We start from the raw sequence: 23,122 nt of genomic DNA on the forward strand, positions 1-23,122 counted from the left end.
CATATTAATGTTCATCATTAAAATCATTAAGTTCTAAGTCTTCACCAAAATCTTCTAATGGTACTTCATCATAATTTATATCAACATCTACTTCCTCATCTTCATCGATGAGTTCAATGTACTCTTCAGTTGGTGATTCAGGCACTACATCTTCTGAACCTTCTATATTAACATTTAAATTTAATTCTTCCATTTCATCATCAACTGATTCTTTAAGTTTAATTTCTTCTAAATCATCAGTAAGAACTTTAACATTAAGACATAACGCTTGTAATTCCTTTATAAGAACCTTAAATGACTCCGGTACTCCTGGCTCTGGAATATTCTCACCTTTTACAATTGCCTCATATGTTTTAACTCTACCAACAACATCATCAGATTTAACTGTTAGAATCTCTTGTAGTGTGTGGGCTGAACCATATGCTTCTAACGCCCATACTTCCATTTCTCCGAATCTTTGGCCACCAAACTGTGCTTTACCACCTAATGGTTGCTGAGTTACTAGAGAATAAGGTCCTGTGGATCTAGCATGTATCTTATCATCTACTAGATGATGAAGTTTTAAGATATACATATATCCAACAGTAACTCTGCTGTCTAATGCTTCTCCTGTTCTTCCATCATACAAATCAGTTTTTCCATCTGCATCATATCCGGCTTTTATTAAGCACGCTTCAATTTCTTCCTCAAGCGCACCATCAAATACTGGTGTTGCGATGTGCCAACCAAGTTCGCTAGCTGCCCATCCTAAATGAACTTCTAATACTTGACCTATATTCATACGTGAAGGAACACCAAGTGGATTTAAGCATATTTGAAGTGCTCTTCCATCAGGTAAAAACGGCATATCCTCTACTGGTAATACTCTTGATATAACTCCTTTATTACCATGTCTTCCTGCCATTTTATCGCCTACAGATATTTTTCTCTTTTGTGCTATATAACATCTAACTAGTTCATTAACACCTGGTGGAAGTTCATCGCCATTTTCCCTAGTGAACACCTTAACGTCAACTATTATTCCAGCTTCGCCATGTGGTACTCTAAGTGAAGTGTCTCTTACTTCTCTTGCCTTTTCACCAAATATTGCTCTTAATAATCTTTCCTCTGCGGTAAGTTCTGTTTCACCCTTAGGAGTTACTTTACCCACTAGAATATCTCCAGATCTTATCTCAGCACCAATTCTTATTATTCCACCCTCATCTATGTCTTTAAGTGCATCTTCTCCAACATTAGGGATGTCTCTAGTTATTTCTTCTGGTCCAAGCTTAGTATCTCTTGCTTCTGACTCGTACTCTTCAATATGAACTGAAGTAAATATGTCATCGCGAACAAGTTCTTCAGATATTAGCATTGCATCCTCATAGTTATAACCTTCCCAAGTTACAAACCCAATACGGATGTTTTTCCCTAAAGCTATTTCTCCAAGGTCTGTTGAAGGTCCATCTGCAAGTACTGTATTTACTTCAACTTTTTCGCCTTTGTTAACTATAGGTCTCTGATTTATACAAGTACCTTGATTGGATCTTTTAAATTTAAGTATTTTATAAACATCTAATCCATTGTCTGATTCTCTTCTTACCTTAATTTCATTAGCACTTACATACTCAACCACGCCTGCATTTTTAGCTTTAGGAAGAACACCAGAATCTACTGCGGCTCTGTATTCTATTCCTGTACCAACAATTGGAGCCTGTGATTTAAGTAGTGGAACTGCTTGACGTTGCATATTAGAACCCATTAGCGCACGACTGGCATCATCATTCTCAAGAAATGGGATCATAGCAGTAGCAACAGAAACTATTTGCCTTGGGGATATATCCATAAGGTCAACTTCTTCTTTTGGAACAACTAATACTTCTTGTTTAGCTCTTACAGTAATTTTTTTATCTACAAAAGTACCATCCTCACTAATTGGTTCACTTGCCTGTGCTACTAAATAAGCATCTTCTTCATCTGCAGTCATGTATATAATTTCATTTGTGACTACTGATGTTTTTTTATCTACAACTCTATAAGGTGTTTCAATAAATCCATATTCATTAACTTTAGCGTAACTTGCAAGTGAGTTAATAAGTCCTATATTAGGTCCTTCTGGAGTTTCTATAGGACACATTCTGCCGTAATGTGAGTAATGAACATCTCTAACCTCAAATCCAGCTCTCTCTCTTGAAAGTCCACCTGGTCCTAGTGCAGATAATCTTCTTTTGTTTGTAAGTTCTGATAATGGATTTGTTTGATCCATGAATTGAGAAAGTTGAGAACTTCCAAAGAATTCTTTAATAGCTGCAGCTACAGGCCTTATGTTGATAAGTGCTTGTGGTGTTATTCCTTCCTGGTCTTGAATTGTCATTCTTTCTTTTACAACTCTTTCCATTCTTGATAACCCTATTCTGAATTGATTCTGTAAAAGTTCTCCTACAGATCTAATTCTTCTATTACCTAAATGATCAATATCATCAATATAACCGATATCGTAAGTTAGTCCTAACTCGTAGCTCACTGTAGCATACATATCATCTTTAATTATATGTTTTGGTATTAATCTAGTTCTATTTGCTTTAATCTGCTCTTTAATAGATTCTTCATCACTAAAATTATCTAATATCTCTTTAAGTGTTGGATAATGAACCATTTCCCTAATATTAAGATCAGAAACATCAAAATTAACTACCTTATTAAGGTTGACAAAATGATTTCCTATAACTCTTAAAACTTTATCCTCTACTTGAAGATCCACTACATTAATTCCTAAATTCTGAATTTCTAAAGCAACTTCTCTGTCTATTTTTTGATCTTTTTCAACTATAACTTCACCTGTAACAGGATTTACAATATTCTCAGCAGCAATTTGGTTTGCAATTCTGTGATTAATTGATAGCTTTTTATTGAATTTATATCTACCAACTCTTGACAGATCGTACCTCTTTGCATCAAAGAATAACGAATCAATAAGAGATACCGCACTATCCACTGTAGGTGGTTCGCCTGGTCTTAATCTCTTATATATTTCTATTAAGGCTTCTTCTCTTGTTTTAGTGTTATCTTTTTCTATTGTAGCTTTTAGTCTTTCTTCTTCACCTAATAACTCATGTAAGTCTAAATCGCTACCATTATCCATCATAGCTCTAGCCAAAACACTTATAGGTAGTTTCCTTGTTTTGTCAATTCTAATGTATACAATATCATTAGAATCTGTTTCATACTCAAGCCATGCTCCTCTGTTTGGAATTACAGTAGCCGAGTAAAGTTTTTTTCCTGTTTTATCAACGGAGTAATTGTAGTAAACACCTGGAGATCTAACCAATTGACTTACTATAACTCTTTCTGCTCCATTAATTACAAATGTCCCTTGTGGTGTCATAAGTGGGAAATCTCCCATAAAGACTTCTTGCTCTTTGATTTCACCAGTTTCATTATTACGCAATCTAACCTTTACTTTGAGCGGTGCTGCGTAAGTTGTATCTCTTTCTTTACACTGTTCCTCAGTATACTTAATATTATCTATATCAAGTTTATAACCTACGAACTCTAAAACAAGATTTCCCGTATAATCTTGTATAGGATTTATGTCGTCAAAAACCTCTTGAAGTCCTTCTTTTAGAAACCAATCATAAGAGTCTAACTGTATTTCAATTAAATTTGGCATATCAGTTACTTCACTTATTTTTGAGAAACTCATTCTTGTTCTTTTACCTAACTGGACAGGATGTACCATCAGCTTTCACCCCTTGCATAAACTAAAATAACCAAAAACACACTTTCCCCTAGGACATTATGCTTCTGGATTCACACATTCTTCATGTTATTATAACCATTTTTGTATATTTAATTCACTTTAACCAGTAATTTCATTATTTTTAATGACAAACTACTAATTTTCAATGCATTACGCTATATTATCATAATTTTAATTCTATGTCAACATAACGTTTTAAAAAAGGGCACTCTTATATAAAAGTACCCTGTTTTATACTGAGATTATTTTATTTCTGCTCCGCCGCCAACTTCTTCAAGTTTAGCTTTTATAGCTTCTGCATCATCTTTACTTACAGCTTCTTTAATAGTTTTTGGAGCACCATCAACTATATCTTTAGCTTCTTTAAGTCCTAATCCAGTTAATTCTCTAACAACTTTAATAACTTTAATTTTGTTAGGGCCTGCACTAGTTAAAACAACATCAAACTCAGTTTTTTCTTCTGCTACAGCTGTAGCAGCTCCTGCAGCAGCAACTGGTGCTGAAGCACTTACTCCAAATTCTTCTTCACAAGTTTTTACTAGTTCATTTAATTCTAAAACACTCATATCTTTTATAGCTTGAATAATTTCTTCTCTTGTCATTATAAATGCACCTCCGAATTTTTTTCATATCTATGTTTTGTTTTACCTTTAGAATAACTCTATCACAAATGATAAAGTCATGATCTGAATCAATTAAAAACTAATATGTATCTAAGTCTAATATTAAAATATTATTCTACAGATTGTTTTTGTTCTTTAATTGAATTCAATAAGTATGCAAGATTTGATAATGGAGCTTTGAAGCTTCCAAGTAATTTTGCAATAAGTACATCTCTTGATGGTATTGATGCAAGCTCGTTAACCTGGGCACCATCGAATATTTTGCCTTCGATTATAGCTGCTCTAAGTTCTAATTTTTTATGAGTTTTTGCAAACTCTTTTAAAACTCTAGCTGCAACAGTTGCGTCTTCATATCCAAATGCTAATGAAATAGATCCTTGTAGGTGAGTTGCTATGCCTTCAATTCCTAATTCCTTAGCTGCTAGAATAACTAAAGTATTTTTATAAACTTTATATTCTACCCCAGCTTCTCTAAGATTTTTTCTTAGCTCAGTATCTTCTTCTACATTAAGACCTTGATATTGACTAAGTACTACACCTTTAGCTTTAGCTAATTTTTCTTTTATTTCTGCTACTTTCACTTCTTTTAATTGTCTGTTATTGCTTAACATTGTATATCCACCTCCTACCAGTTTTTAAACTGCATTATGAAAAATTAAAGTCTCTCCGCAGACGCGAAGAGACCAAATATCCGTACATAAGTACATTTATTGGAATCCTCGGCAGGCATGTTGTCTTTTACGCTTTCGCACCCACTATCTACGGAATATTATTCATTTAACTTTAAACATTGTAACATGTTTAATCCTGTTTGTCAATACTAGTCTAATACCTTAGCTTGGTTAACCTTTATTCCAGGTCCCATAGTACTTGAAACTGATACTGATTTTAAGTATTGTCCCTTAGCTGCTGCCGGTTTAGCTTTAACTACTGCTTCCATTAAAGCATGGAAGTTTTCAATTAATTTTTCAGCGCCAAATGATTTTTTACCAAGTGGTACATGAATTATAGAAGTCTTATCAACTCTGTATTCAACTTTACCAGCTTTGATTTCATTAATTGCTCTAGTAACATCAAATGTAACAGTTCCTGACTTCGGATTTGGCATTAATCCCTTAGGTCCAAGTACTCTACCTAATTTACCAACAACACCCATCATGTCTGGAGTAGCAACAACTACATCAAATTCAAACCAGTTTTCTTTTTGGATTTTATCAACTAATTCATCATTTCCAACGAAATCTGCTCCTGCAAGTTCTGCTTCCTTAGCTTTATCGCCTTTAGCAAAAACTAAAACTCTAACTGTTTTACCAGTTCCGTGAGGAAGTACTACTGCACCTCTAACTTGTTGATCTGCATGTCTTGGATCAACTCCAAGGCTTACAGCAAGTTCTATTGTTTCATCAAATTTAGCTTTAGATGTTTTCACCACAAGATCCATAGCTTCTGCTGGTGTATATAAAGCCGCTTTATCTATAAGCTTAGCGCTTTCTATGTAATTCTTTCCCATAATAATATCCTCCTTCGTGGTACTAACGGTATTTGCCTCCCACGTAATTAATTCAAAATTATTCTTCTACAACTATTCCCATACTTCTTGCTGTTCCAGCTATCATACTCATTGCAGCTTCAATTGATGCTGCATTTAAGTCTGGCATTTTAAGTTCAGCTATTTCTCTTACTTTAGCCTTAGAAACTGTAGCGATCTTAGTTTTGTTTGGAACACCAGAACCGCTTTCTAAACCAACTGCTTTCTTTAATAATATAGCTGCTGGTGGAGTTTTAAGTATAAAACTAAAAGATCTATCTTGATATACAGTAATAACTACTGGTATTATCATACCTGCTTGATCAGAAGTTTTTGCATTAAATTCTTTACAGAATCCCATGATATTAACTCCGTGTTGTCCAAGTGCTGGTCCAACTGGTGGTGCCGGAGTAGCTTTCCCTGCTGGAAGTTGAAGTTTTATCATTCCTGTTATTTTCTTAGCCATGAATATATACCTCCTATATTGTGGTAATCGGATTAAAAATCCTCCCACTTACTAAAACTTTCGTTTTATTTAGTGCTTAGTCTAATTTTTGTATCTGATTGAATTCTAATTCAACAGGTGTTTCCCTGCCAAACATGTTTATAAGTGCTTTTACTTTTTGCTTTTCCAAATGAATTTCTTGTATTAAAGCAACAAATCCTTCTAGTGGTCCAAATGTTACCTGAATGTTCTCACCTACAACGTAGTCAACAACTATAGATTTTTCTGCTATTCCCATAGTTCTAACTTCATCTTCTGTAAGAGCAACTGGTTTAGAACCAGGTCCTACGAACCCTGTTACACCTCTGGTATTTCTAACTATATACCAAGATTCATCTGTCATAAGCATTTTAACCATAACATAACCTGGAAATACTTTTTTAAAAGTTATTTTCTGCTTTCCATCCTTTACTTCAACTACTTCTTCCATAGGAACCTGAATATCGTGAACAAATTCTTCTAGGTTTCTATTTTCAATTGCCTTTTCTAGGTTGACTTTAACTTTATTTTCATAACCAGAATATGTATGTACAACATACCATTTAGCTTTATCTGCCATAGCTCAAGGGGTGGAGTTCTCCGTCCCCGCCCTCCTTCCTTTACCTTATTTAAAGATTAGTTTATAGAGGTTATTAAACCCATAATCCAACAAACCTACAAAGATTACAAAAAGGAAAGAAAAAGTTGCCACTGCCAAAGTTGCCTTTTTAACATCTTGTTTTGAAGACCACGTTATTCTTTTCGCTTCTGCCTTAAGTTCCCTGAAAAACTTTCCTAAACCTTTTTGGTTTGAATTTTTCTTTACTTTAACATTCCCAGTAACAGCCATTCTATTCACATCCCCACTGTTTTGTGTTTATGCTGTATTATTTTGTTTCTTTATGAAGTGTATGTTTGTGGCAGAACTTACAGTATTTCTTCATTTCTATTCTGTCTGGGTTATTCTTTTTGTTTTTCATTGTATTGTAATTTCTTTGTTTGCAATCATTGCAAGCTAAAGTTACTTTTACTCTCACAATCTACACCTCCCGGTTTTACATTTATTTAAGAAAGCTCATGCTTATTAAGCGCTAAGCCATCTTTAGCATTTTTTTGTTTTACTTAAATAATCTATCACAATTCAACACATATGTCAATGGATTAGTTAAAGGTGATTTTATTTAACAACCTTTTGCTCCTAATCCACAACATATCTTTGCTTTGCTATGATTTTTTTGTTTATATTATTTAACTATTGAAGTAACAACTCCTGATCCTACCGTTCTTCCACCTTCTCTGATTGCAAATCTTAATCCCTCATCCATTGCTACTTGAGTTATTAATTCAACATTCATGTCTATGTGATCTCCTGGCATTACCATTTCCATTCCGTCTGGTAATTTTATTGATCCTGTTACATCAGTTGTTCTGAAATAAAATTGTGGTCTGTATCCGTCGAAGAATGGAGTATGTCTTCCGCCTTCTTCTTTTTTAAGTACATATACTTGACCTACAAATTTAGCATGTGGATGTATTGAACCTGGTTTTGAAAGTACTTGACCTCTTTGAATATCTGCTCTTTGTACTCCTCTTAATAAAGCTCCAATATTATCTCCTGCCATTGCTTGATCTAGAAGTTTTCTAAACATTTCAACTCCTGTACATACAACTTTTCTCTTATCTTCGCTAAGTCCAACGATTTCAACTTCTTCTCCAACTTTAAGTATCCCAGTTTCAACTCTTCCTGTTGCAACTGTTCCTCTACCTGTGATTGTGAATACATCTTCTATTGGCATTAAGAATGGTTTGTCTGTTGCTCTTGCTGGTGTTGGAATGTAAGTATCTACTGCTTCCATCAATTCAAATATGCATTTTGATGCTTCTGGATCTGTTGGGTTTTCTAATGCTTTTAATGCTGATCCTATTATTACTGGAATATCGTCTCCTGGGAAGTCATACTCACTTAATAATTCTCTTACTTCCATTTCAACAAGTTCTAATAATTCTGGATCATCTACCATATCTGCTTTGTTCAAGAATACTACTATATAACCTACTCCAACTCTGCTTGCAAGTAATATATGTTCTCTTGTTTGAGGCATTGGACCATCTGCTGCACTAACTACTAGGATTGCTCCGTCCATTTGTGCTGCTCCTGTGATCATGTTCTTTACATAATCTGCATGTCCTGGGCAATCAACATGTGCATAATGTCTATTTTCTGTTTCATATTCAACATGTGCAGTGTTAATTGTAATTCCTCTTTCTCTTTCCTCTGGTGCTTTATCAATCATGTCAAATCTTGAAGCTTCTGCTAAACCCTTAGTTGCTAGTACTGCTGTTATTGCAGCTGTTAATGTTGTCTTGCCGTGATCCACGTGTCCTACTGTTCCAATATTTACATGTGGCTTGTTTCTTTCAAATTTTACCTTTGCCATTTTAAATTCCTCCTTATTTGAATAATAACACTTTCGCGTTCGTAAACTCATCCTAGTGTACTGTACGACCCTAATAGCTATGGAGCCCATAACCGGGATTGAACCGGTGACCTCCACCTTACCAAGGTGACGCTCTGCCGACTGAGCTATATGGGCATTTAATTTTGGAGCGGGAAACGGGGCTTGAACCCGCGACACCCAGCTTGGGAAGCTGGTGCTCTACCACTGAGCTACTCCCGCTGACGTACAACTTAAAGCTATACACCAGTTATTAATTTTACTATTGATTGTTTTTTTTGTCAATACATTTTCATCTTTTACTTAGACATTTTTCTAATTTTCTTTTAACTCTTTGAAGGGCATTATCAATGGACTTCGCATGCCTATCTAAATCGCATGCAATCTCTTGATAAGATTTACCATCTAAGTATGACATAAGTACTTCCATTTCAAGTTCTGACAAAACTTGGCCAATTTCATTTTGAATACTAATTACTTCCTCGCGACTTATAACTAATTCTTCCGGATCAGTAATCTTAGCACCCGATAGCACATCTAATAATGTTCTGTCTGATTCCTCGTCATATATCGGTTTGTTTAAAGATATATATGTATTAAGGGGAATATGTTTTTGGCGGGTTGCTGTTTTTATTGCCGTAATTATCTGCCTTGTAACACAAATCTCTGCAAAAGCCCTAAATGAGGATAATCTATCTGCCTTAAAGTCTCTAATACCCTTATAGAGACCAATCATTCCCTCTTGATAGATATCTTCTTTATCAGCTCCAATCAAAAAATATGATTTAGCTTTTGCTTTTACAAAGTTTTTGTATTTATTAATCAAATACTCTTGTGCTCGAACATTGTTATTTTGTGCTTCAATAACTACTTCTTCATCCAATCTTTCCTCAAAGCTTGAACTACTCATACTAGCTCTAATGATTTTCTCCAACAATATCCCCTCCAAACCAACCATGTGACATATAGATTATTATACCTTAGAGCAATTTGTATAGTCAAGCATATTCAACGGCTCCTTCGAATTTTTTCAAGTTTTTGTAATGTTTCATTATCTATTCGCTCATCCAACCTATTTCGTTTATCCAATTGATTTTTTTCAATATTAATCCGGATTTTTTTCTGAGTACTAATTACTTCATGGTAAAATTCAATTGAAGACATTCGAATAGCACCTCTTTGAAATGTAACTTGCTGCTCTAATGAGTCTGATGTAACAACACAGACTTCAGATTTTCGTCCTATGTTGTTAACCATTCTTTCAATGTAATCATCAGCTGTTTCGCCCTCTTTTGTAAAAACCACAATTAAATTCCCTTGCGTTTCTTTTTTTTGAAGGCTACCTTTAACCAGTTGTGCATCGAAAACTATAAACACCTTATACCCTTTAAATCCTGAGTAGTTTTGAAGTGAGTCAATAAGTTCTTGGCGAGAAGACCCATAACTAAAATCTTTTATATTTTTAAGATTCGGCCAGCTATTTATAACATTATACCCATCAACAAAAATTGTTTTCACTTTTAACTCATCTTATTTTTTGTTTCATAATTTCATACATTATTATGCCGCCAGCAACAGATGCATTTAAAGATGTTATTTTTCCAACCATAGGTATTTTTACTAGCACATCACATTTTTCTTTTGTAAGTTTAGATATTCCTCTACCTTCACTTCCAATAACAAGGGCCACCGAACCAGTTAAATCTGTATTGAAAATGTAATCTTTTGCTTCCATATCCGCACCATAAACCCATACTCCACGTTTTTTAATTTCCTCTATTGCCGCATTTATATTTGTTACTTTTGCTATTTTCATATGTTCAATTGCACCAGCTGATGTTTTGTATACTGTCGGAGTAGCTCCAACATTCTTCCTCTTAGGTATTATTATTCCGTGAGCTCCACATACCTCAGCAGTTCTTATTATAGAACCAAAATTATGTGGATCTTCTATTTCATCTAATATAATAATAAAAGGCTTCTCTCCTCTTTCTTCTGCGCACTTAAATATGTCATTTATATCAAAGTATTTGTAAGGTGTTACTACAGCTATAACTCCTTGGTGTGATGAAGTTTGAGCCATTTGATCAAGCTTTCTTCTGTCTACTTCTTTTGTAACAATTCCTTTTTCTTTGGCTAGAGCTAGTACTACGCTTATAGACCCAACCAGATCCCCTTTTGCAATAAGAATATATTCTACAGTTCTATCAGATTTAAGTGCCTCTATAACCGCATTTCTTCCTTCAATTAGGTCTTCTCTAATAATTTTAGGTTCTACTTCTTCATTTCCACCACTATTTTTAGGAATCGCTACTGATCTCTCGCGAGTAAACTTTCTATTATCTGCTACCCCTTCATCACTTTGTCTGCTTTTTCTAGGACTTACTCTAGCTTTATCTTCTCGACTACTTGTAAATTCTCTACTCGTTTTAGCACCGCGTTCCCCAGTTCTACTTCTTTTAGAATCTGTTCCAGTTTTATCTTCCCGGCTATTTGAAAACTTATTACTAGGTCTATTTCCTTGATATTTTTTATTATCACTCATTTTTAATACCTCTCTCATTTAATATATTTAATATATTTTATATTTTTTATAATTTATTTTATAAATCATACCTATAACTGATTATTAAGACTTAAACAAGATTCATATACATTATAAAGTTTTCTTATCATATATCTACTTGACTATAACAAAGTTTAGCTAATGATGCTATATTTTTTTCAGTCTTATACATATGTTCTATAATTTAACCCTAAGAAAAATTATTTATCCCCTAAGTTGTGGTTTATAATTCTCTCGAAAATTTCGTTCAACCTATCATTTTTCTCACTTAAGTATAAGAACCCCATTAACGCCTCAAATCCCGTTGCCCACTTATAATCATTCAAATCAGCATTTTTGGGTGTTGTGGCACTTTTGGCGTTCCTACCTCTTTTAAACATGGTGAGCTCTTCTTCATCCAAATCATCTATAATAATCTTCATATACTCGCTTTGTGCATGAGCTTTTACGTACTCAATTGCTTTTACATGAATCTTGTGCGCATTCATATCTCTATTTCTTTCTACAAGATAGGTTCTGATAAACACCTCATAAATAGCATCCCCAACTATTGCAAGAACTAGCGGATTTAATTGTTTTACTTGCTGGATTGTAAATTTACCTTTTAGAATATTAAACTCCATGTTTATTCTCCTTTAAACTATCAATTATTCTATCTATAATATTATGTTATTATTATTAAATTCTTCTTTGACTCTATTAATAACTGAACCTATTTGAATTATTTCATTTTCTTGCTCGCTTCTCAATTTAAACTCAACATTACCTTCAGAAATCCTTTTGCCTACCGTAATTCTAATTGGAATTCCAATTAAATCTAAATCCTTAAATTTAACTCCAACTCGCTCATTTCTATCATCCATAAGAACCTCAACTCCTATCTTCTTTAGGTTATCATAAATTTCTTGAGCAATTTCCATCTGCCCTTCATCTTTTGTAGACACTGGTACTACTACAACCTGATATGGAGCTACAGACAAAGGCCATTTTATACCATTCTCGTCGTGATTCTGCTCTATAATAGCTGCCATGGTTCTATTGATACCTATCCCATAACATCCCATAACTAGGGGTTTATTTTTTCCATCTTGACCAATAAATGTTGCATTCATAGCCTTCGAATACTTTGTTCCGAGTTTAAATATATGTCCTACCTCTACACCTCTAGCAATTGTGAGCGCGGACCCACATTTAGTGCATTTATCTCCCTCATTAACATTTCTATAATCCCCTACTATGCCATTAAAATCTTTTCCGTAATTAACATTTTCATAGTGGTATCCTGTATCATTTGCGCCAACTATAAAATTATACATATTTACTATTTCTTCATCTACTAATAATATATCGGCCACAATTCCAATTGGCCCAGCAAATCCAACTGCTGCGGAAGTTGATGTCATTACAGTCTCTGCATCTGCCATTTCGAACTCTAGCGCTCCACCTATTTTGTTTTTTACTTTAGTCTCATTTAATTGCCTGTCTCCACGTAGCACAATAGCAATTACTCTCTTATCAGCTTTGTATATAAGAGTCTTTGCAAATCCTTTAGATGTGGTATTAAAGAACTTCTCTAGGTCCTCAATAGTTTTTACATTTGGGGTTAATATTTTGTTAAGTTCCTTAAACTCCTTTTTTTCCATAATCTCTGGAGTTCCTGGTGCCTTCTCCATATTAGCTGCATAACTACATGAAGTGCAGAAGACCACCTCATCTTCACCAACTTCAGATTTAACCATAAATTCTGCTGAACCTGACCCACCCATTGCTCCAGAATCGGCTTCTACTGCCTTACATGTAAGTCCACATTTTTTGAAAATATTATTGTAGGCATCATACATTTTATTATAAGACTTATCCAACGCCTCATTGCTAGCATCAAAACTATAAGCATCTTTCATTATAAACTCTCTTGACCTCATAACACCAAATCTTGGTCTTCGTTCATCTCTATACTTCGTTTGAATTTGATATAGATTTAATGGTAGTTGTTTATAAGATTTAATTTCATTTCTAGCTATATCTGTAAATACTTCTTCATGTGTAGGTCCTAAACAGAATTCTCTTTCATTTCTATCTTTTAATCTAAATAACTCTGCTCCATAAACATCCCATCTTCCCGACTCTACCCATAGTTCTGACGGAATTAGAGCTGATGCTAAAAACTCTTGTGCATCAGCAGCATCCATTCCCTGTCTAACAACGTCTTCGATCTTTTTTATAACTTTTATTCCAAATGGCAAATAATTATATACTCCTGAGGCCATTTTCCTTATCATCCCAGCTCTTAACATTAACTGATGACTTGCTATCTCTGACTCAGCCGGTACTTCTCTTAAAGTACTAATTAGCATTTTAGATAACTTCATGATTATTCCTCCTTATATATTTTAGACACATTCAATAAAAAACGAATCAGTATACAGCAAAAAAACAAAGAATTCACCCCGTTTTAGGGCGAATTCTTCGCTGTACCACCTAAATCTACACTCATTCTTTACCGATATATAGTACCGATAGTTTTTCTACAGCTCAAAAGCTGGTTCAAAACCTTTGAAAATCTCTCAGCTTAATATTTTCTCTCTGTAAATTGGTCTCTACTATTCTTCATCATTGCCTTATATTTATTTGTATAAAATATTCTTTATAGTTACTAATAAACATACACATTAAATATGATTGTGTCAACATTCATTAGCAACTCCCACTATTAAACTATGTTACCTTTTCTAATATTTGTTTTCCAATTTCTAAGTCTTCTGGTGTTGTCACCTTTATATTATTGTAGCTTCCCTCGTAAAGATATACTTTATTACCATATCTCTCTACCACCATTGTATCATCGGTTACCATAATATCTTCATTATTAATTCTATTATGACAATCTAATATAAGTTCATACCTAAACGCTTGAGGTGTTTGAACACAGAAAAACATTTCTCTATTGGGTGATTTCATAGAAAACCCTGAAGCATCTTTCATCTTAATAGTATCCTTAGGCATCACTCCACAAGCAGTTGCTCCATATAAATTAGCATAACGGACTGCATTTTGAATAATAGATTCATTTATAAATGGCCTAGCCCCATCATGAATTAGTACAATATCACAATTTGTTACGGCCCTCAGACCATTTAACACAGAATGTTGTCTTTCTTTGCCACCGATAACTACATTTTTAACTTTCAAAAAATTATATTTTTTAACTATTTCTTCTCTGCAGTAGTCATCTTCACCATCTGCCACCACTAAAATAATATCATCAATACAATCGCTCTGCGTAAAAGCCTTTAACGTATAGTATAAAACGGGATACCCTTTAATATGTAAGTATTGTTTATTAATAGATTCACCCATCCGTTTTCCTTTTCCAGCTGCCAAAACTATGGCACAGTTTCTACTCATCAAAACCCTCGCTTACGTAATATGTTTAGCTTTTTACTAAAGAATCCTTATTTTTAGCAAAAATCATTCTGCCTGCAGCGGTCTGAAGTACTGATGTTACAATAACAACTATATTCTCACCAATATAACGTCTTCCACCTTCAACAACAATCATTGTTCCATCATCTAAATACGCTATTCCTTGCCCAGATTCTTTTCCATCTTTCATCACTTGAATCTTCATTTCTTCTCCAGGTAAAACTACTGGTTTTACTGCATTTGCAAGTTCATTAATATTTAAAACTGGAACGCCTTGGAATTCAGCTACCTTGTTAAGGTTGAAATCGTTTGTAATTACTTTACCATTCAATACTTGAGCTAACTTTAAAAGTTTGCTATCCACTTCTGCAATCTCAGGAAAATCCTTTTCCCAAATTTCAACTTCAATATTTAGTTCCTTTTGAATTTTATTCAATATGTCAAGACCTCTTCTTCCTCTATTCCTCTTAAGCCCATCTGACGAATCTGCTATGTGTCTAAGCTCTTCTAATACAAATGTAGGAATTACAAGTGGCCCTTCAACAAAGCCCGTTTGACAAATATCAAATATTCTACCATCAATTATTACTGATGTATCTAATACCTTTGGATTTTCATTAGTAAATCCCTTGGCTTTCTTATCTTTATAACCATTACTTTTTTTAGTGCTTGTGAAGAAAGATTGTATTTCATCTCTTTTTCTAGCACAGAAATCTGCCCCTAAGGCCGCCATTATAACTGTAAAAATAACCGCAATAATGTTCCATATAGGTGATTGATATTTAAATAATCCAGCAACTAAAGATGCAATTACAAGCCCAATTATTGCCCCACCAGTTCCAAATATAATTTGCGAAGTCGGCATTTTTTGTGTGCTTTTTTCCACATAATCCATGAATTTCATTATTAAAGATACTAGTACAGGGGATAATAGAAATAGAATAACCCCAAAAACTAAAGTAGAAAAAATTACTAATATTATTCCCTGAATCCCATTTTTAAAATAATTAAGATCACCTAAATATTTTGTGCTTAGAAGCATACCTCCTATTAAATACCCTAAAATTAGTCCTATGATCGTAAACAGTCCTCTTAATATATTTTTTAACAAAAACTTCACCTCCCTTTAAATTATTAACACTTATTTGAATTTATATCCTGTTATTATCTAATATATACTATAAAGTTGTGTATTTCAATAAAATATGTCACACAATTAACAATTTGTTAAACTAAATCTCTTATTCTACGTAATGCTTGCTCCATATCTATCCCTAGCACTAGCATTATTTCACTTGCAACCATTCCTTCAACTCTTTCTAGAATCTTTACTTCTCCTGGTGGAAGCATATCTTGACCCTTTAAATAATATAAATCTGTAATTACCTGACACATTTTTAAAGTGTCCCCACTTTGGATTTTTTTCTTATTACTTCTATATCTATTATTCCAATTACTTTCTATTCCTTGAGTATGATTTGATATTGTACTTAAAACTTCTTGGAGCTCTACTTCATTTAAAACATTTCTTATTTTATGGTTCACAATTTTGTCTATTGGAATCATAAAATTCATATCATCAAGCAAAAGATATATATTTATATATTTATTATTTATATTAGAGTGTTCCTTCATATCTATATCCTGAATATAACCTGCACCATAGTCAGCTAGAAATACTTTTTGGCCAATATTTAACATAACAGTCCCCCTATCAATAAATCTCTTGTTGATTTATTATATATTCATAGGGTGAAATACGTACTTAATATATTGACAAAAACATAATATAAAACCTATAATTAAGATAGTATAGTTAGATAAATCTTTACAAGGAGTTGAACTTAATGAAAGATTGTATATTTGATAATTTTCAAAATTCCGTAGATGAGTCTCTGATAAGGCATAGAAGTATTTTAGATATAGTTACTAAACTTCAAGAGTCTGGGGCAAGAGTCAATCGCGCTGTTGCAAAATCTGTTACCAATTGTGGATGCATTAACGTTGAAGCAAAAAAGCAAAATACTCCTGCCACTGTAGATGATTTGGATTTAGACACCCTTAGTTCTTCAATCGATAATCACATGCAAGGTAGTCTTTGCGAGAACTGCAGAGAAGTTATAGAAAAAGAACTCGGTAACAATCTTTTTTATATTGCTTCTCTATGTAACCTTGTGGACTTAAATTTGTATGATGTTCTTTTAAAGGAATATAACAAGATTAGTACTTTAGGTAAATATACTATGAGGTAGCAAATATAGCACAAGATAAGTTAAAACTCATTTTGTGCTATATTTGTTTGTCTAGCGTAAGTTGCTCTTTTAACCTTCTTAATCCATTTTTAATAGTTTTTGCTCTTGCTTCACCAATACCTTCCACACTATCAAGTTGCTGATAGGAAGCTTCCATTATCGCTTTCAATTCTCTAAAGTGCTTAACTAGATTTTCTATAACATTTACAGGTATCCTAGCTATTTTATTGAGCATCCTATATCCTCTTGGAGAAATGAGAGTATCAACCAATGGGACACCTACATATCCAATGATTTTAGATATAAAGTCTAAGTCTAGTAATTCGACTGAACTCATCTTTTCAATTTGACCATACATTTGAGTATAACTCATACCACTTTGACAATAATCTCTTATTAATAATATTCCATCCTCTTCAACACTTCTAATTAATTCATTTAGTTGCATCGAAATTAATCTTCCTTCATTTCCAAGTTCACATATATGTCTCTCAATTTCACTTACTATTCTCATAACCATCTCCGTTCTTTGAATTGCTGATATAACATCAAAGAGGGTAGCTAGATCTTGAAACTCTAACAGATTTAAATTACTTACTACTCGTTCAAGAACAGAAACATATTTTTCTAATGTCTGAACAGCTTGATTTGCTTTTGCTAAAATAATACTACTATCCCTTAAAACATATTTTATATCATCTTTATATACTGTTATAATAGTTCTTCTCTGTGATATTGCAACAACAATATACCCCGTTTGCTTAGCTATTCTCTGAGCTGTTCTATGTCTTGTTCCAGTTTCAAATGTTGGTATTGTAGAACTTGGCATAAGTTGGGTATTGGCATACAGTATTTTCTTCAAATCCGTGCTTATTACTATAGCCCCATCCATTTTTGCTAGCTCATATATATACGCAGGACTATATTCTGCATTTATTCCAAAACCCCCGTCTACAATATCTAATATTTCTTTACCGTCGCCCAAAACAATAAGTCCACCAGTTTTAGCCTTTAAAATATTTTCAAGCCCTTCTCTAAGTGTTGTTCCTGGTGCCATTATTTTTAATATTCCCATAAGTTCCTTACTTTTCTCTTCTCTCATATATTCTCCCTACTTAATAATAATATTAGAACTCCTATGTATATTTATTCTAAACAATATTATTTTAAAATCATTCTATTATAATATTGTCATTTTCTATAAATTAAAAAACCACTCAAGAGTGGTTTTTTAATAATTATTCCATTATAATTATATACTTTTAAATGTATATAAACAACATTAAACGTGCAAAGTCTTAAAAATCAATTTGCTATTTTCCATTATAACAGTTACATTATCACCTTTTAAAATATTACCATTAAGTATTTCTTCAGATAACTTATCTTCCACTAACTTAGTGATTTCTCGTCTAAGTGGTCTAGCTCCATAAGTAGTATTAAGTCCAGATTTAGCTAAATGTTTTTTAGTTTCCTCATCAAAGGTAATATTAATTTCAAGTTCCTTAAGGCGCTTGGTAACGACCTTAAGCATTATTTCAACTATTTTATATAAATCATCCTGCTCTAGTGAATGAAATACAATTATATCATCTATTCTATTCAAGAATTCAGGTCTAAATGAAAGCTTTAACTCATCCATTATATTCTCTTTCATTTTTTCATATTCTGAGTTTTCATCATTCTCTTTTATATCAAACCCTAAATATTTTTGCTTTTTTAGGGTAGATGCCCCAACATTTGATGTCATTATAATAACTGTATTTTTAAAATCTATTGTCTTGCCGCTACCATCTGTTAGCCTTCCATCCTCTAATATTTGTAATAAAATATTAACTACATCTGGATGTGCTTTTTCGATTTCATCAAATAGTATAACCGAATATGGATTTCTCCTAACCTTCTCTGTTAATTGACCACCCTCATCAAACCCCACATATCCTGGTGGTGAACCCATCATTCTTGAAACAGTATGCTTATCCATGTATTCTGACATATCTATTCTTATCATATTATTTTCATCGCCAAACATAGCGTCTGCTAAAGCCTTAGATAATTCAGTTTTTCCAACACCAGTTGGTCCTAAGAATATAAAGGAACCTATAGGCCTTTTAGGGTCATTTAGACCTACTCTCGCTCGTCTTATAGCCTTTGAAATAGATTTGACTGCTTCGCTCTGTCCTACTACCCTCGCGTGGAGCGATTCTTCTAATTTTAGTAACCGCTCTGATTCCTTTTGTGTCAATCTCTCTATAGGAATATGAATCCATCTAGACACAACATTAGCGATTTCAATTTCCGAGACAATTAGTTCATCTGCCTGATTCTGTGTTTTCCAATTATTTTTGAAATCATATAATTTATCCTTCAATTGTTTCTCAGTATCTCTTATTCTAGCTGCTTTTTCAAAATCTTGTACTGATATAGCATCGGCTTTTTCTTTAGATATTTTATCTATTTCGTCCTCCAAATTCTTCAAATTCGGAGGAGTGGTCAAATTCTGAATTCTTACTTTTGCGCCAGCCTCATCTATAAGATCTATTGCTTTATCAGGTAAATACCTATCTGCTATATACCTGTGTGATAAACTAACAGCGGCCTCAATAGCAGCATCAGTAATTTTCACTCTATGATGTGCTTCATACTTATCTCTTAATCCTTTTAGTATTTGAATAGCCTCTTCTTTACTTGGCTCTCCAACAATTATAGGTTGAAATCTTCGCTCAAGTGCTGAATCTTTTTCAATATGTTTTCTATATTCATCTATAGTTGTCGCACCAATGCATTGTAGCTCTCCGCGGGCAAGGGCTGGCTTTAATATATTAGATGCATCAATTGCTCCCTCTGCTCCTCCTGCTCCAATTATAGTATGAATTTCATCTATGAATATAATAACATTGCCTTCTACTAATATCTCTTTCATAACCGACTTAAGCCTCTCTTCAAACTCACCTCGGTATTTTGAACCTGCGACCATTGATGATATATCCAAAGTTATAACTCTTTTATCCTTTAAAATCTCAGGGATACTGCCTGTTGCTATTCTTTGTGCAAGTCCTTCTGCTATAGCTGTTTTCCCTACACCGGGTTCTCCAATAAGGCATGGGTTATTTTTCATTCTTCTGCACAAAATTTCTAAAAGCCTTTGAGTTTCATTATCCCTCCCTATAACCGGATCAAGTTTTCCTTCTCTTGCCATTTCAGTTAAGTCTTTACCAAATTGATCTAAACTTGGCGTAGTACTCTTTTGTTTCCCTTTTGATGTGCTTCCCTTTGGATTGTCCTCTGAGCACCAATTATTCAATATATCATTTCTAAGTTTATTAAAGTCCACTCCTAAGTTAGCCAAAATTGTATACGCAACACCCTCTGATTCTTTAATCAATGCAAGTAAAATATGTTCTGGACTAATATAGTTATGACTTAAATTCCTTGCTTCTAAAAGACTAAGTTCCAGTAACCTTTTCGTTCTCGGCGTTAGGGGTATTTCATTCCTACGCATTTCTACGTCACCTTCGCCTTCATACTCTATTATTAATTTTTTTACTGCCTCAGAGGAAATTTTCATATCATTTAATGATTTTTTACATAATCCATCTTGTTCCCTTAAAACTCCGAGAAGTATATGTTCAGTACCTACATACCCATGCCTTAATTGTTGTGCTTCTTCTTGGGCATATACTAAAACCTTTTGTGCTCTTTCCGTAAATTTATTAAACATCATATTATAATACCTCACTTGCAATCAATTTACTTTTACCTTTAATTATGCCCAATTTTGTTGCAATTCTTACATAACATCATAAAATTATTTAATAAATCTAAAGTAAAGTGTTTTTCATAAAATTATTCTAATAATTTTTCAGAATAATAGAAAGGCTTATCCCCCTTAAATCTTAAGATAAGCCCTTTTAAATCAAAATTTATAAGATATTAATTTACGTCAAAAAATTATTTTTCCATAAACTTCTCAATTTCTTCTACTGTTTTAATAATCTGTTTTGAAAGATTTTCACATCCACTCTCTGTAATTAATAGATTATCTTCTATTCTAATTCCAATATTTTCCTCTTCTATATAGAGACCTGGCTCATTAGTCAATATCATTCCTGGCTTTAATTCTACATCACGACTTCCTACATCATGGGTATCTAACCCTAAATAATGACTTACACCATGAAAATAATACTTAGGTAGTTCACTAGCCTCTTTAATAAGGCCTAATTCAATACATCCACACACAAGCACCTTTTTAGCCGCTTCATTTAAAACAGAAAACATTATACCAGGTCTGGCAATTGCTACAACAGCTTCCTGAGCTCTCAATACTACGTTATAAACCTGTTTTTGTCTTTCTGTAAACTTTCCGTTTATAGGAAAAGTACGGCTTATGTCTGCATTATAATATTTATATTGAGCTCCCAAATCAAATAAAATTAACTTACCCTCTTCAAGTTCACTATTGTTTTCAACGTAATGCAGTATTGTCGCATTCTTACCGGAAGCTGCTATGGTTTTGAAAGCGTAATCAGTTACCCCGCTACTTTTTAGTGTAAAATTAAAATAAGCCTCTAGTTGATATTCTTTCATGCCTACTTTTGCATTTTCCATCAATGATTTTATACCCTTATCAGTTATATCTATAGCTTCTCTAATTAATCCAATTTCTTCTTCTGATTTTATAACTCTAAGATCCGCAATTTGATGATACACATTTTTTATTCTTAAATAAGGATATCTTTCCAACGCTGCTTTAGCAAATCTTTGTGACGAGGTGGTTGATATATGAAATTCTTGTCTTTCAAGATCTAAACATAAATCTTTTATTTTCTCTCTATCTAAAATAGATGCAAATGTTTCTTCGAATTTTTCTATAAATTTAATATTTTCAATACCAGAAATTTCTTTTACTTCATCCTCACTAATTTTCGCCCCTATCCATCTAGCCATAAACGGATCATTTTTTTCTATAAATAAAGTTTCTTCAACCTTACCCCTTATTTTTACTAACATTAAAACTATCTTCTCTCTATTTATTCCTGTTAGATAATAAAAATTCCTATTCGGCGTAAATGCGTATGTTTCGTCCCCTGATTTATATGGAGCTTGACCTGCGAACATCAATGTTATAGACTTTTCCTCTAATTTATCCCACAATCTTTTTCTATTCTTTGTAAATAATAAATTTTCCATCCCAATCCCCCAATAAGCGTTTATAAGTTTAGACCAAAACACTCCATTTAATTTTCTATTTCTATTTATAACATAACACTCACTCCAAATAATTTCAATATTTAATATCTAATTATACTCAAGCTTTATATTGTAATATATATTTAATACCAGTAACAAGCTGAAATTCTTATTACTACTTAGCTTTATTTTTTCTTTTGGGATGTTATATAATACTCTCCATTTTTCATATCTCCTTGTGTTACAACGTCAAAATAATTATTCTCTAGCATTTTACAGAGTATCTTCATTTCCTCAGGGTCGTTTATTTTTGAAGTAATTGTGAATTTATCATTTTGCTTAATTAAACCCATATAATCATGTATACTACTATAATCACTTAAGTTAATATCCCCTGAAATATCTAATGTATAATCCGACATTAATTCTCCCCCTTTTCCTATATTTAGTATTAGTTTTTGTAACTTTAGTTATAATATACGTATTTATTTTAATATTCTTTATATATCTTTTAATTTTTTAAACAAGGCATAAACATCAATAAAATAAGACATAAACATTAATAATCTAAAATTATTAATACTTATGCCTTGTTATGAATAAACTATGTGATATTATTATTTTCTACAAAACAAAAAAAAGCTAAATATTAGCTTTTTTGTTTTAAATATAATGGCTCCGCGAAAAGGATTTGAACCTTCAACCTATCGGTTAACAGCCGAGTGCTCCACCGTTGAGCTATCGCGGATTATTACCTGGCGACAACCTACTCTTCCACAAGGTCACCCCTGCAGTACCATCGGCGCATTGAAGCTTAACCTTCGTGTTCGGTATGGGAACGGGTGTTACCTTCATGCC

Annotated in this window: 22 protein-coding genes, 3 tRNA genes, 1 rRNA gene and 1 other annotated feature; of the genes, 1 reads left to right on the forward strand and 25 read right to left on the reverse strand. The window is 33.1% G+C overall.

Annotated features, from left to right (window positions below; genetic code table 11):
• Positions 1-4: 4 nt before the first annotated feature.
• The 19 genes from rpoB to KPL55_RS09375 all read right to left on the reverse strand — a co-directional run bounded on the left by rpoB (position 5) and on the right by KPL55_RS09375 (position 16,520).
• The gene (rpoB, locus tag KPL55_RS09285; RefSeq protein ID WP_216306431.1) at positions 5-3,718 is read right to left on the reverse strand and encodes a DNA-directed RNA polymerase subunit beta; all 3,714 of its coding nucleotides are present in this window, start codon (positions 3,716-3,718) and stop codon (positions 5-7) included.
• 263 nt (positions 3,719-3,981) lie between these two features.
• Complete coding sequence (gene rplL, locus KPL55_RS09290; protein ID WP_216306432.1) at positions 3,982-4,341, reverse strand: 50S ribosomal protein L7/L12; 360 nt, start codon at positions 4,339-4,341, stop codon at positions 3,982-3,984.
• Between the two features lie 131 nt (positions 4,342-4,472).
• Entirely contained in the window at positions 4,473-4,973 is a 501-nt protein-coding gene (gene rplJ / locus KPL55_RS09295) for a 50S ribosomal protein L10 (RefSeq protein ID WP_216306433.1), read from the reverse strand.
• Between the two features lie 34 nt (positions 4,974-5,007).
• Positions 5,008-5,145, reverse strand: a sequence feature (ribosomal protein L10 leader region).
• A gap of 37 nt (positions 5,146-5,182) precedes the next feature.
• Positions 5,183-5,872, reverse strand: a complete 690-nt coding sequence (rplA, locus tag KPL55_RS09300; RefSeq protein ID WP_216306434.1) for a 50S ribosomal protein L1 — start codon at positions 5,870-5,872, stop codon at positions 5,183-5,185.
• Between the two features lie 58 nt (positions 5,873-5,930).
• Complete coding sequence (gene rplK, locus KPL55_RS09305) at positions 5,931-6,356, reverse strand: 50S ribosomal protein L11 (RefSeq protein WP_216306435.1); 426 nt, start codon at positions 6,354-6,356, stop codon at positions 5,931-5,933.
• A 76-nt stretch (positions 6,357-6,432) separates the two neighbouring features.
• On the reverse strand, positions 6,433-6,954 hold the full coding sequence (nusG, locus tag KPL55_RS09310) for a transcription termination/antitermination protein NusG (RefSeq protein ID WP_216306436.1): 522 nt from the start codon (positions 6,952-6,954) through the stop codon (positions 6,433-6,435).
• Between the two features lie 45 nt (positions 6,955-6,999).
• Positions 7,000-7,224 carry a preprotein translocase subunit SecE gene (gene secE / locus KPL55_RS09315; RefSeq protein ID WP_216306437.1) on the reverse strand — a complete coding sequence of 75 codons (225 nt, stop codon included), beginning with the start codon at positions 7,222-7,224 and terminating at the stop codon, positions 7,000-7,002.
• Positions 7,225-7,261: 37 nt separating this feature from the next.
• Positions 7,262-7,411, reverse strand: a complete 150-nt coding sequence (gene rpmG, locus KPL55_RS09320) for a 50S ribosomal protein L33 (RefSeq protein WP_071614647.1) — start codon at positions 7,409-7,411, stop codon at positions 7,262-7,264.
• A gap of 207 nt (positions 7,412-7,618) precedes the next feature.
• A complete protein-coding gene (tuf, locus tag KPL55_RS09325; RefSeq protein ID WP_216306425.1) occupies positions 7,619-8,812 on the reverse strand; it encodes an elongation factor Tu in 1,194 nt (397 codons plus the stop codon).
• 80 nt (positions 8,813-8,892) lie between these two features.
• Positions 8,893-8,968 (reverse strand) — tRNA-Thr (locus tag KPL55_RS09330).
• 9 nt (positions 8,969-8,977) lie between these two features.
• Positions 8,978-9,052: transfer RNA gene (locus KPL55_RS09335), tRNA-Gly, on the reverse strand.
• Between the two features lie 70 nt (positions 9,053-9,122).
• Positions 9,123-9,740 (reverse strand): RNA polymerase sporulation sigma factor SigH, encoded by a 618-nt coding sequence (gene sigH, locus KPL55_RS09340; RefSeq protein WP_376770433.1) that lies wholly within the window; start codon positions 9,738-9,740, stop codon positions 9,123-9,125.
• A gap of 98 nt (positions 9,741-9,838) precedes the next feature.
• On the reverse strand, positions 9,839-10,348 hold the full coding sequence (locus tag KPL55_RS09345) for an NYN domain-containing protein (RefSeq protein ID WP_216306439.1): 510 nt from the start codon (positions 10,346-10,348) through the stop codon (positions 9,839-9,841).
• A gap of 7 nt (positions 10,349-10,355) precedes the next feature.
• Positions 10,356-11,138 carry a 23S rRNA (guanosine(2251)-2'-O)-methyltransferase RlmB gene (gene rlmB / locus KPL55_RS09350; RefSeq protein ID WP_312887261.1) on the reverse strand — a complete coding sequence of 261 codons (783 nt, stop codon included), beginning with the start codon at positions 11,136-11,138 and terminating at the stop codon, positions 10,356-10,358.
• 458 nt (positions 11,139-11,596) lie between these two features.
• On the reverse strand, positions 11,597-12,019 hold the full coding sequence (locus tag KPL55_RS09355) for a Mini-ribonuclease 3 (protein WP_216306441.1): 423 nt from the start codon (positions 12,017-12,019) through the stop codon (positions 11,597-11,599).
• A 33-nt stretch (positions 12,020-12,052) separates the two neighbouring features.
• Positions 12,053-13,765, reverse strand: coding sequence for a proline--tRNA ligase (locus tag KPL55_RS09360; protein ID WP_216306442.1), 1,713 nt, complete (start codon positions 13,763-13,765; stop codon positions 12,053-12,055).
• A gap of 346 nt (positions 13,766-14,111) precedes the next feature.
• Entirely contained in the window at positions 14,112-14,801 is a 690-nt protein-coding gene (ispD, locus tag KPL55_RS09365; protein ID WP_216306443.1) for a 2-C-methyl-D-erythritol 4-phosphate cytidylyltransferase, read from the reverse strand.
• Positions 14,802-14,826: 25 nt separating this feature from the next.
• The gene (locus tag KPL55_RS09370; RefSeq protein ID WP_216306444.1) at positions 14,827-15,930 is read right to left on the reverse strand and encodes a PIN/TRAM domain-containing protein; all 1,104 of its coding nucleotides are present in this window, start codon (positions 15,928-15,930) and stop codon (positions 14,827-14,829) included.
• Between the two features lie 116 nt (positions 15,931-16,046).
• The gene (locus KPL55_RS09375; protein ID WP_216306445.1) at positions 16,047-16,520 is read right to left on the reverse strand and encodes a CarD family transcriptional regulator; all 474 of its coding nucleotides are present in this window, start codon (positions 16,518-16,520) and stop codon (positions 16,047-16,049) included.
• 146 nt (positions 16,521-16,666) lie between these two features.
• On the opposite strand from KPL55_RS09375, the gene KPL55_RS09380 reads away from it, so the two are divergent.
• Positions 16,667-17,071, forward strand: a complete 405-nt coding sequence (locus tag KPL55_RS09380) for a nucleoside triphosphate pyrophosphohydrolase family protein (RefSeq protein WP_216306446.1) — start codon at positions 16,667-16,669, stop codon at positions 17,069-17,071.
• A gap of 37 nt (positions 17,072-17,108) precedes the next feature.
• Here KPL55_RS09380 and disA read toward each other — a convergent pair whose 3' ends face one another.
• From disA to rrf, 6 genes are all read right to left on the reverse strand, one after another.
• Positions 17,109-18,173, reverse strand: coding sequence for a DNA integrity scanning diadenylate cyclase DisA (gene disA, locus KPL55_RS09385; RefSeq protein ID WP_216306447.1), 1,065 nt, complete (start codon positions 18,171-18,173; stop codon positions 17,109-17,111).
• A gap of 180 nt (positions 18,174-18,353) precedes the next feature.
• Positions 18,354-20,795, reverse strand: coding sequence for an ATP-dependent Clp protease ATP-binding subunit (locus KPL55_RS09390; RefSeq protein ID WP_216306448.1), 2,442 nt, complete (start codon positions 20,793-20,795; stop codon positions 18,354-18,356).
• Between the two features lie 227 nt (positions 20,796-21,022).
• Positions 21,023-22,264 (reverse strand): aminopeptidase P family protein, encoded by a 1,242-nt coding sequence (locus tag KPL55_RS09395; protein ID WP_216306449.1) that lies wholly within the window; start codon positions 22,262-22,264, stop codon positions 21,023-21,025.
• A gap of 185 nt (positions 22,265-22,449) precedes the next feature.
• Positions 22,450-22,686 (reverse strand): hypothetical protein, encoded by a 237-nt coding sequence (locus KPL55_RS09400; RefSeq protein WP_216306450.1) that lies wholly within the window; start codon positions 22,684-22,686, stop codon positions 22,450-22,452.
• A gap of 251 nt (positions 22,687-22,937) precedes the next feature.
• Positions 22,938-23,012, reverse strand: a tRNA-Asn gene (locus KPL55_RS09405).
• 5 nt (positions 23,013-23,017) lie between these two features.
• Positions 23,018-23,122: ribosomal RNA gene (gene rrf, locus KPL55_RS09410) — 5S ribosomal RNA — on the reverse strand; the annotation flags it as partial.

The organism is Clostridium lacusfryxellense (assembly GCF_018861735.1).
Classification (GTDB): Bacteria; Bacillota; Clostridia; order Clostridiales; family Clostridiaceae; genus Clostridium_AD; species Clostridium_AD lacusfryxellense.

Excerpts from the sequence above, each read along its gene's own strand:
- rpoB (WP_216306431.1), bottom strand. The coding sequence starts at position 3,718 with ATGGTACATCCTGTCCAGTTAGGTAAAAGAACAAGAATGAGTTTCTCA.
- rplL (WP_216306432.1), bottom strand. The coding sequence starts at position 4,341 with ATGACAAGAGAAGAAATTATTCAAGCTATAAAAGATATGAGTGTTTTA.
- rplJ (WP_216306433.1), bottom strand. The coding sequence starts at position 4,973 with ATGTTAAGCAATAACAGACAATTAAAAGAAGTGAAAGTAGCAGAAATA.
- rplA (WP_216306434.1), bottom strand. The coding sequence starts at position 5,872 with ATGGGAAAGAATTACATAGAAAGCGCTAAGCTTATAGATAAAGCGGCT.
- rplK (WP_216306435.1), bottom strand. The coding sequence starts at position 6,356 with ATGGCTAAGAAAATAACAGGAATGATAAAACTTCAACTTCCAGCAGGG.
- nusG (WP_216306436.1), bottom strand. The coding sequence starts at position 6,954 with ATGGCAGATAAAGCTAAATGGTATGTTGTACATACATATTCTGGTTAT.
- secE (WP_216306437.1), bottom strand. The coding sequence starts at position 7,224 with ATGGCTGTTACTGGGAATGTTAAAGTAAAGAAAAATTCAAACCAAAAA.
- tuf (WP_216306425.1), bottom strand. The coding sequence starts at position 8,812 with ATGGCAAAGGTAAAATTTGAAAGAAACAAGCCACATGTAAATATTGGA.
- sigH (WP_376770433.1), bottom strand. The coding sequence starts at position 9,740 with ATGAGTAGTTCAAGCTTTGAGGAAAGATTGGATGAAGAAGTAGTTATT.
- KPL55_RS09355 (WP_216306441.1), bottom strand. The coding sequence starts at position 12,019 with ATGGAGTTTAATATTCTAAAAGGTAAATTTACAATCCAGCAAGTAAAA.
- KPL55_RS09360 (WP_216306442.1), bottom strand. The coding sequence starts at position 13,765 with ATGAAGTTATCTAAAATGCTAATTAGTACTTTAAGAGAAGTACCGGCT.
- ispD (WP_216306443.1), bottom strand. The coding sequence starts at position 14,801 with ATGAGTAGAAACTGTGCCATAGTTTTGGCAGCTGGAAAAGGAAAACGG.
- KPL55_RS09375 (WP_216306445.1), bottom strand. The coding sequence starts at position 16,520 with ATGTTAAATATTGGCCAAAAAGTATTTCTAGCTGACTATGGTGCAGGT.
- KPL55_RS09380 (WP_216306446.1), top strand. The coding sequence starts at position 16,667 with ATGAAAGATTGTATATTTGATAATTTTCAAAATTCCGTAGATGAGTCT.
- disA (WP_216306447.1), bottom strand. The coding sequence starts at position 18,173 with ATGAGAGAAGAGAAAAGTAAGGAACTTATGGGAATATTAAAAATAATG.
- KPL55_RS09390 (WP_216306448.1), bottom strand. The coding sequence starts at position 20,795 with ATGATGTTTAATAAATTTACGGAAAGAGCACAAAAGGTTTTAGTATAT.
- KPL55_RS09395 (WP_216306449.1), bottom strand. The coding sequence starts at position 22,264 with ATGGAAAATTTATTATTTACAAAGAATAGAAAAAGATTGTGGGATAAA.
- KPL55_RS09400 (WP_216306450.1), bottom strand. The coding sequence starts at position 22,686 with ATGTCGGATTATACATTAGATATTTCAGGGGATATTAACTTAAGTGAT.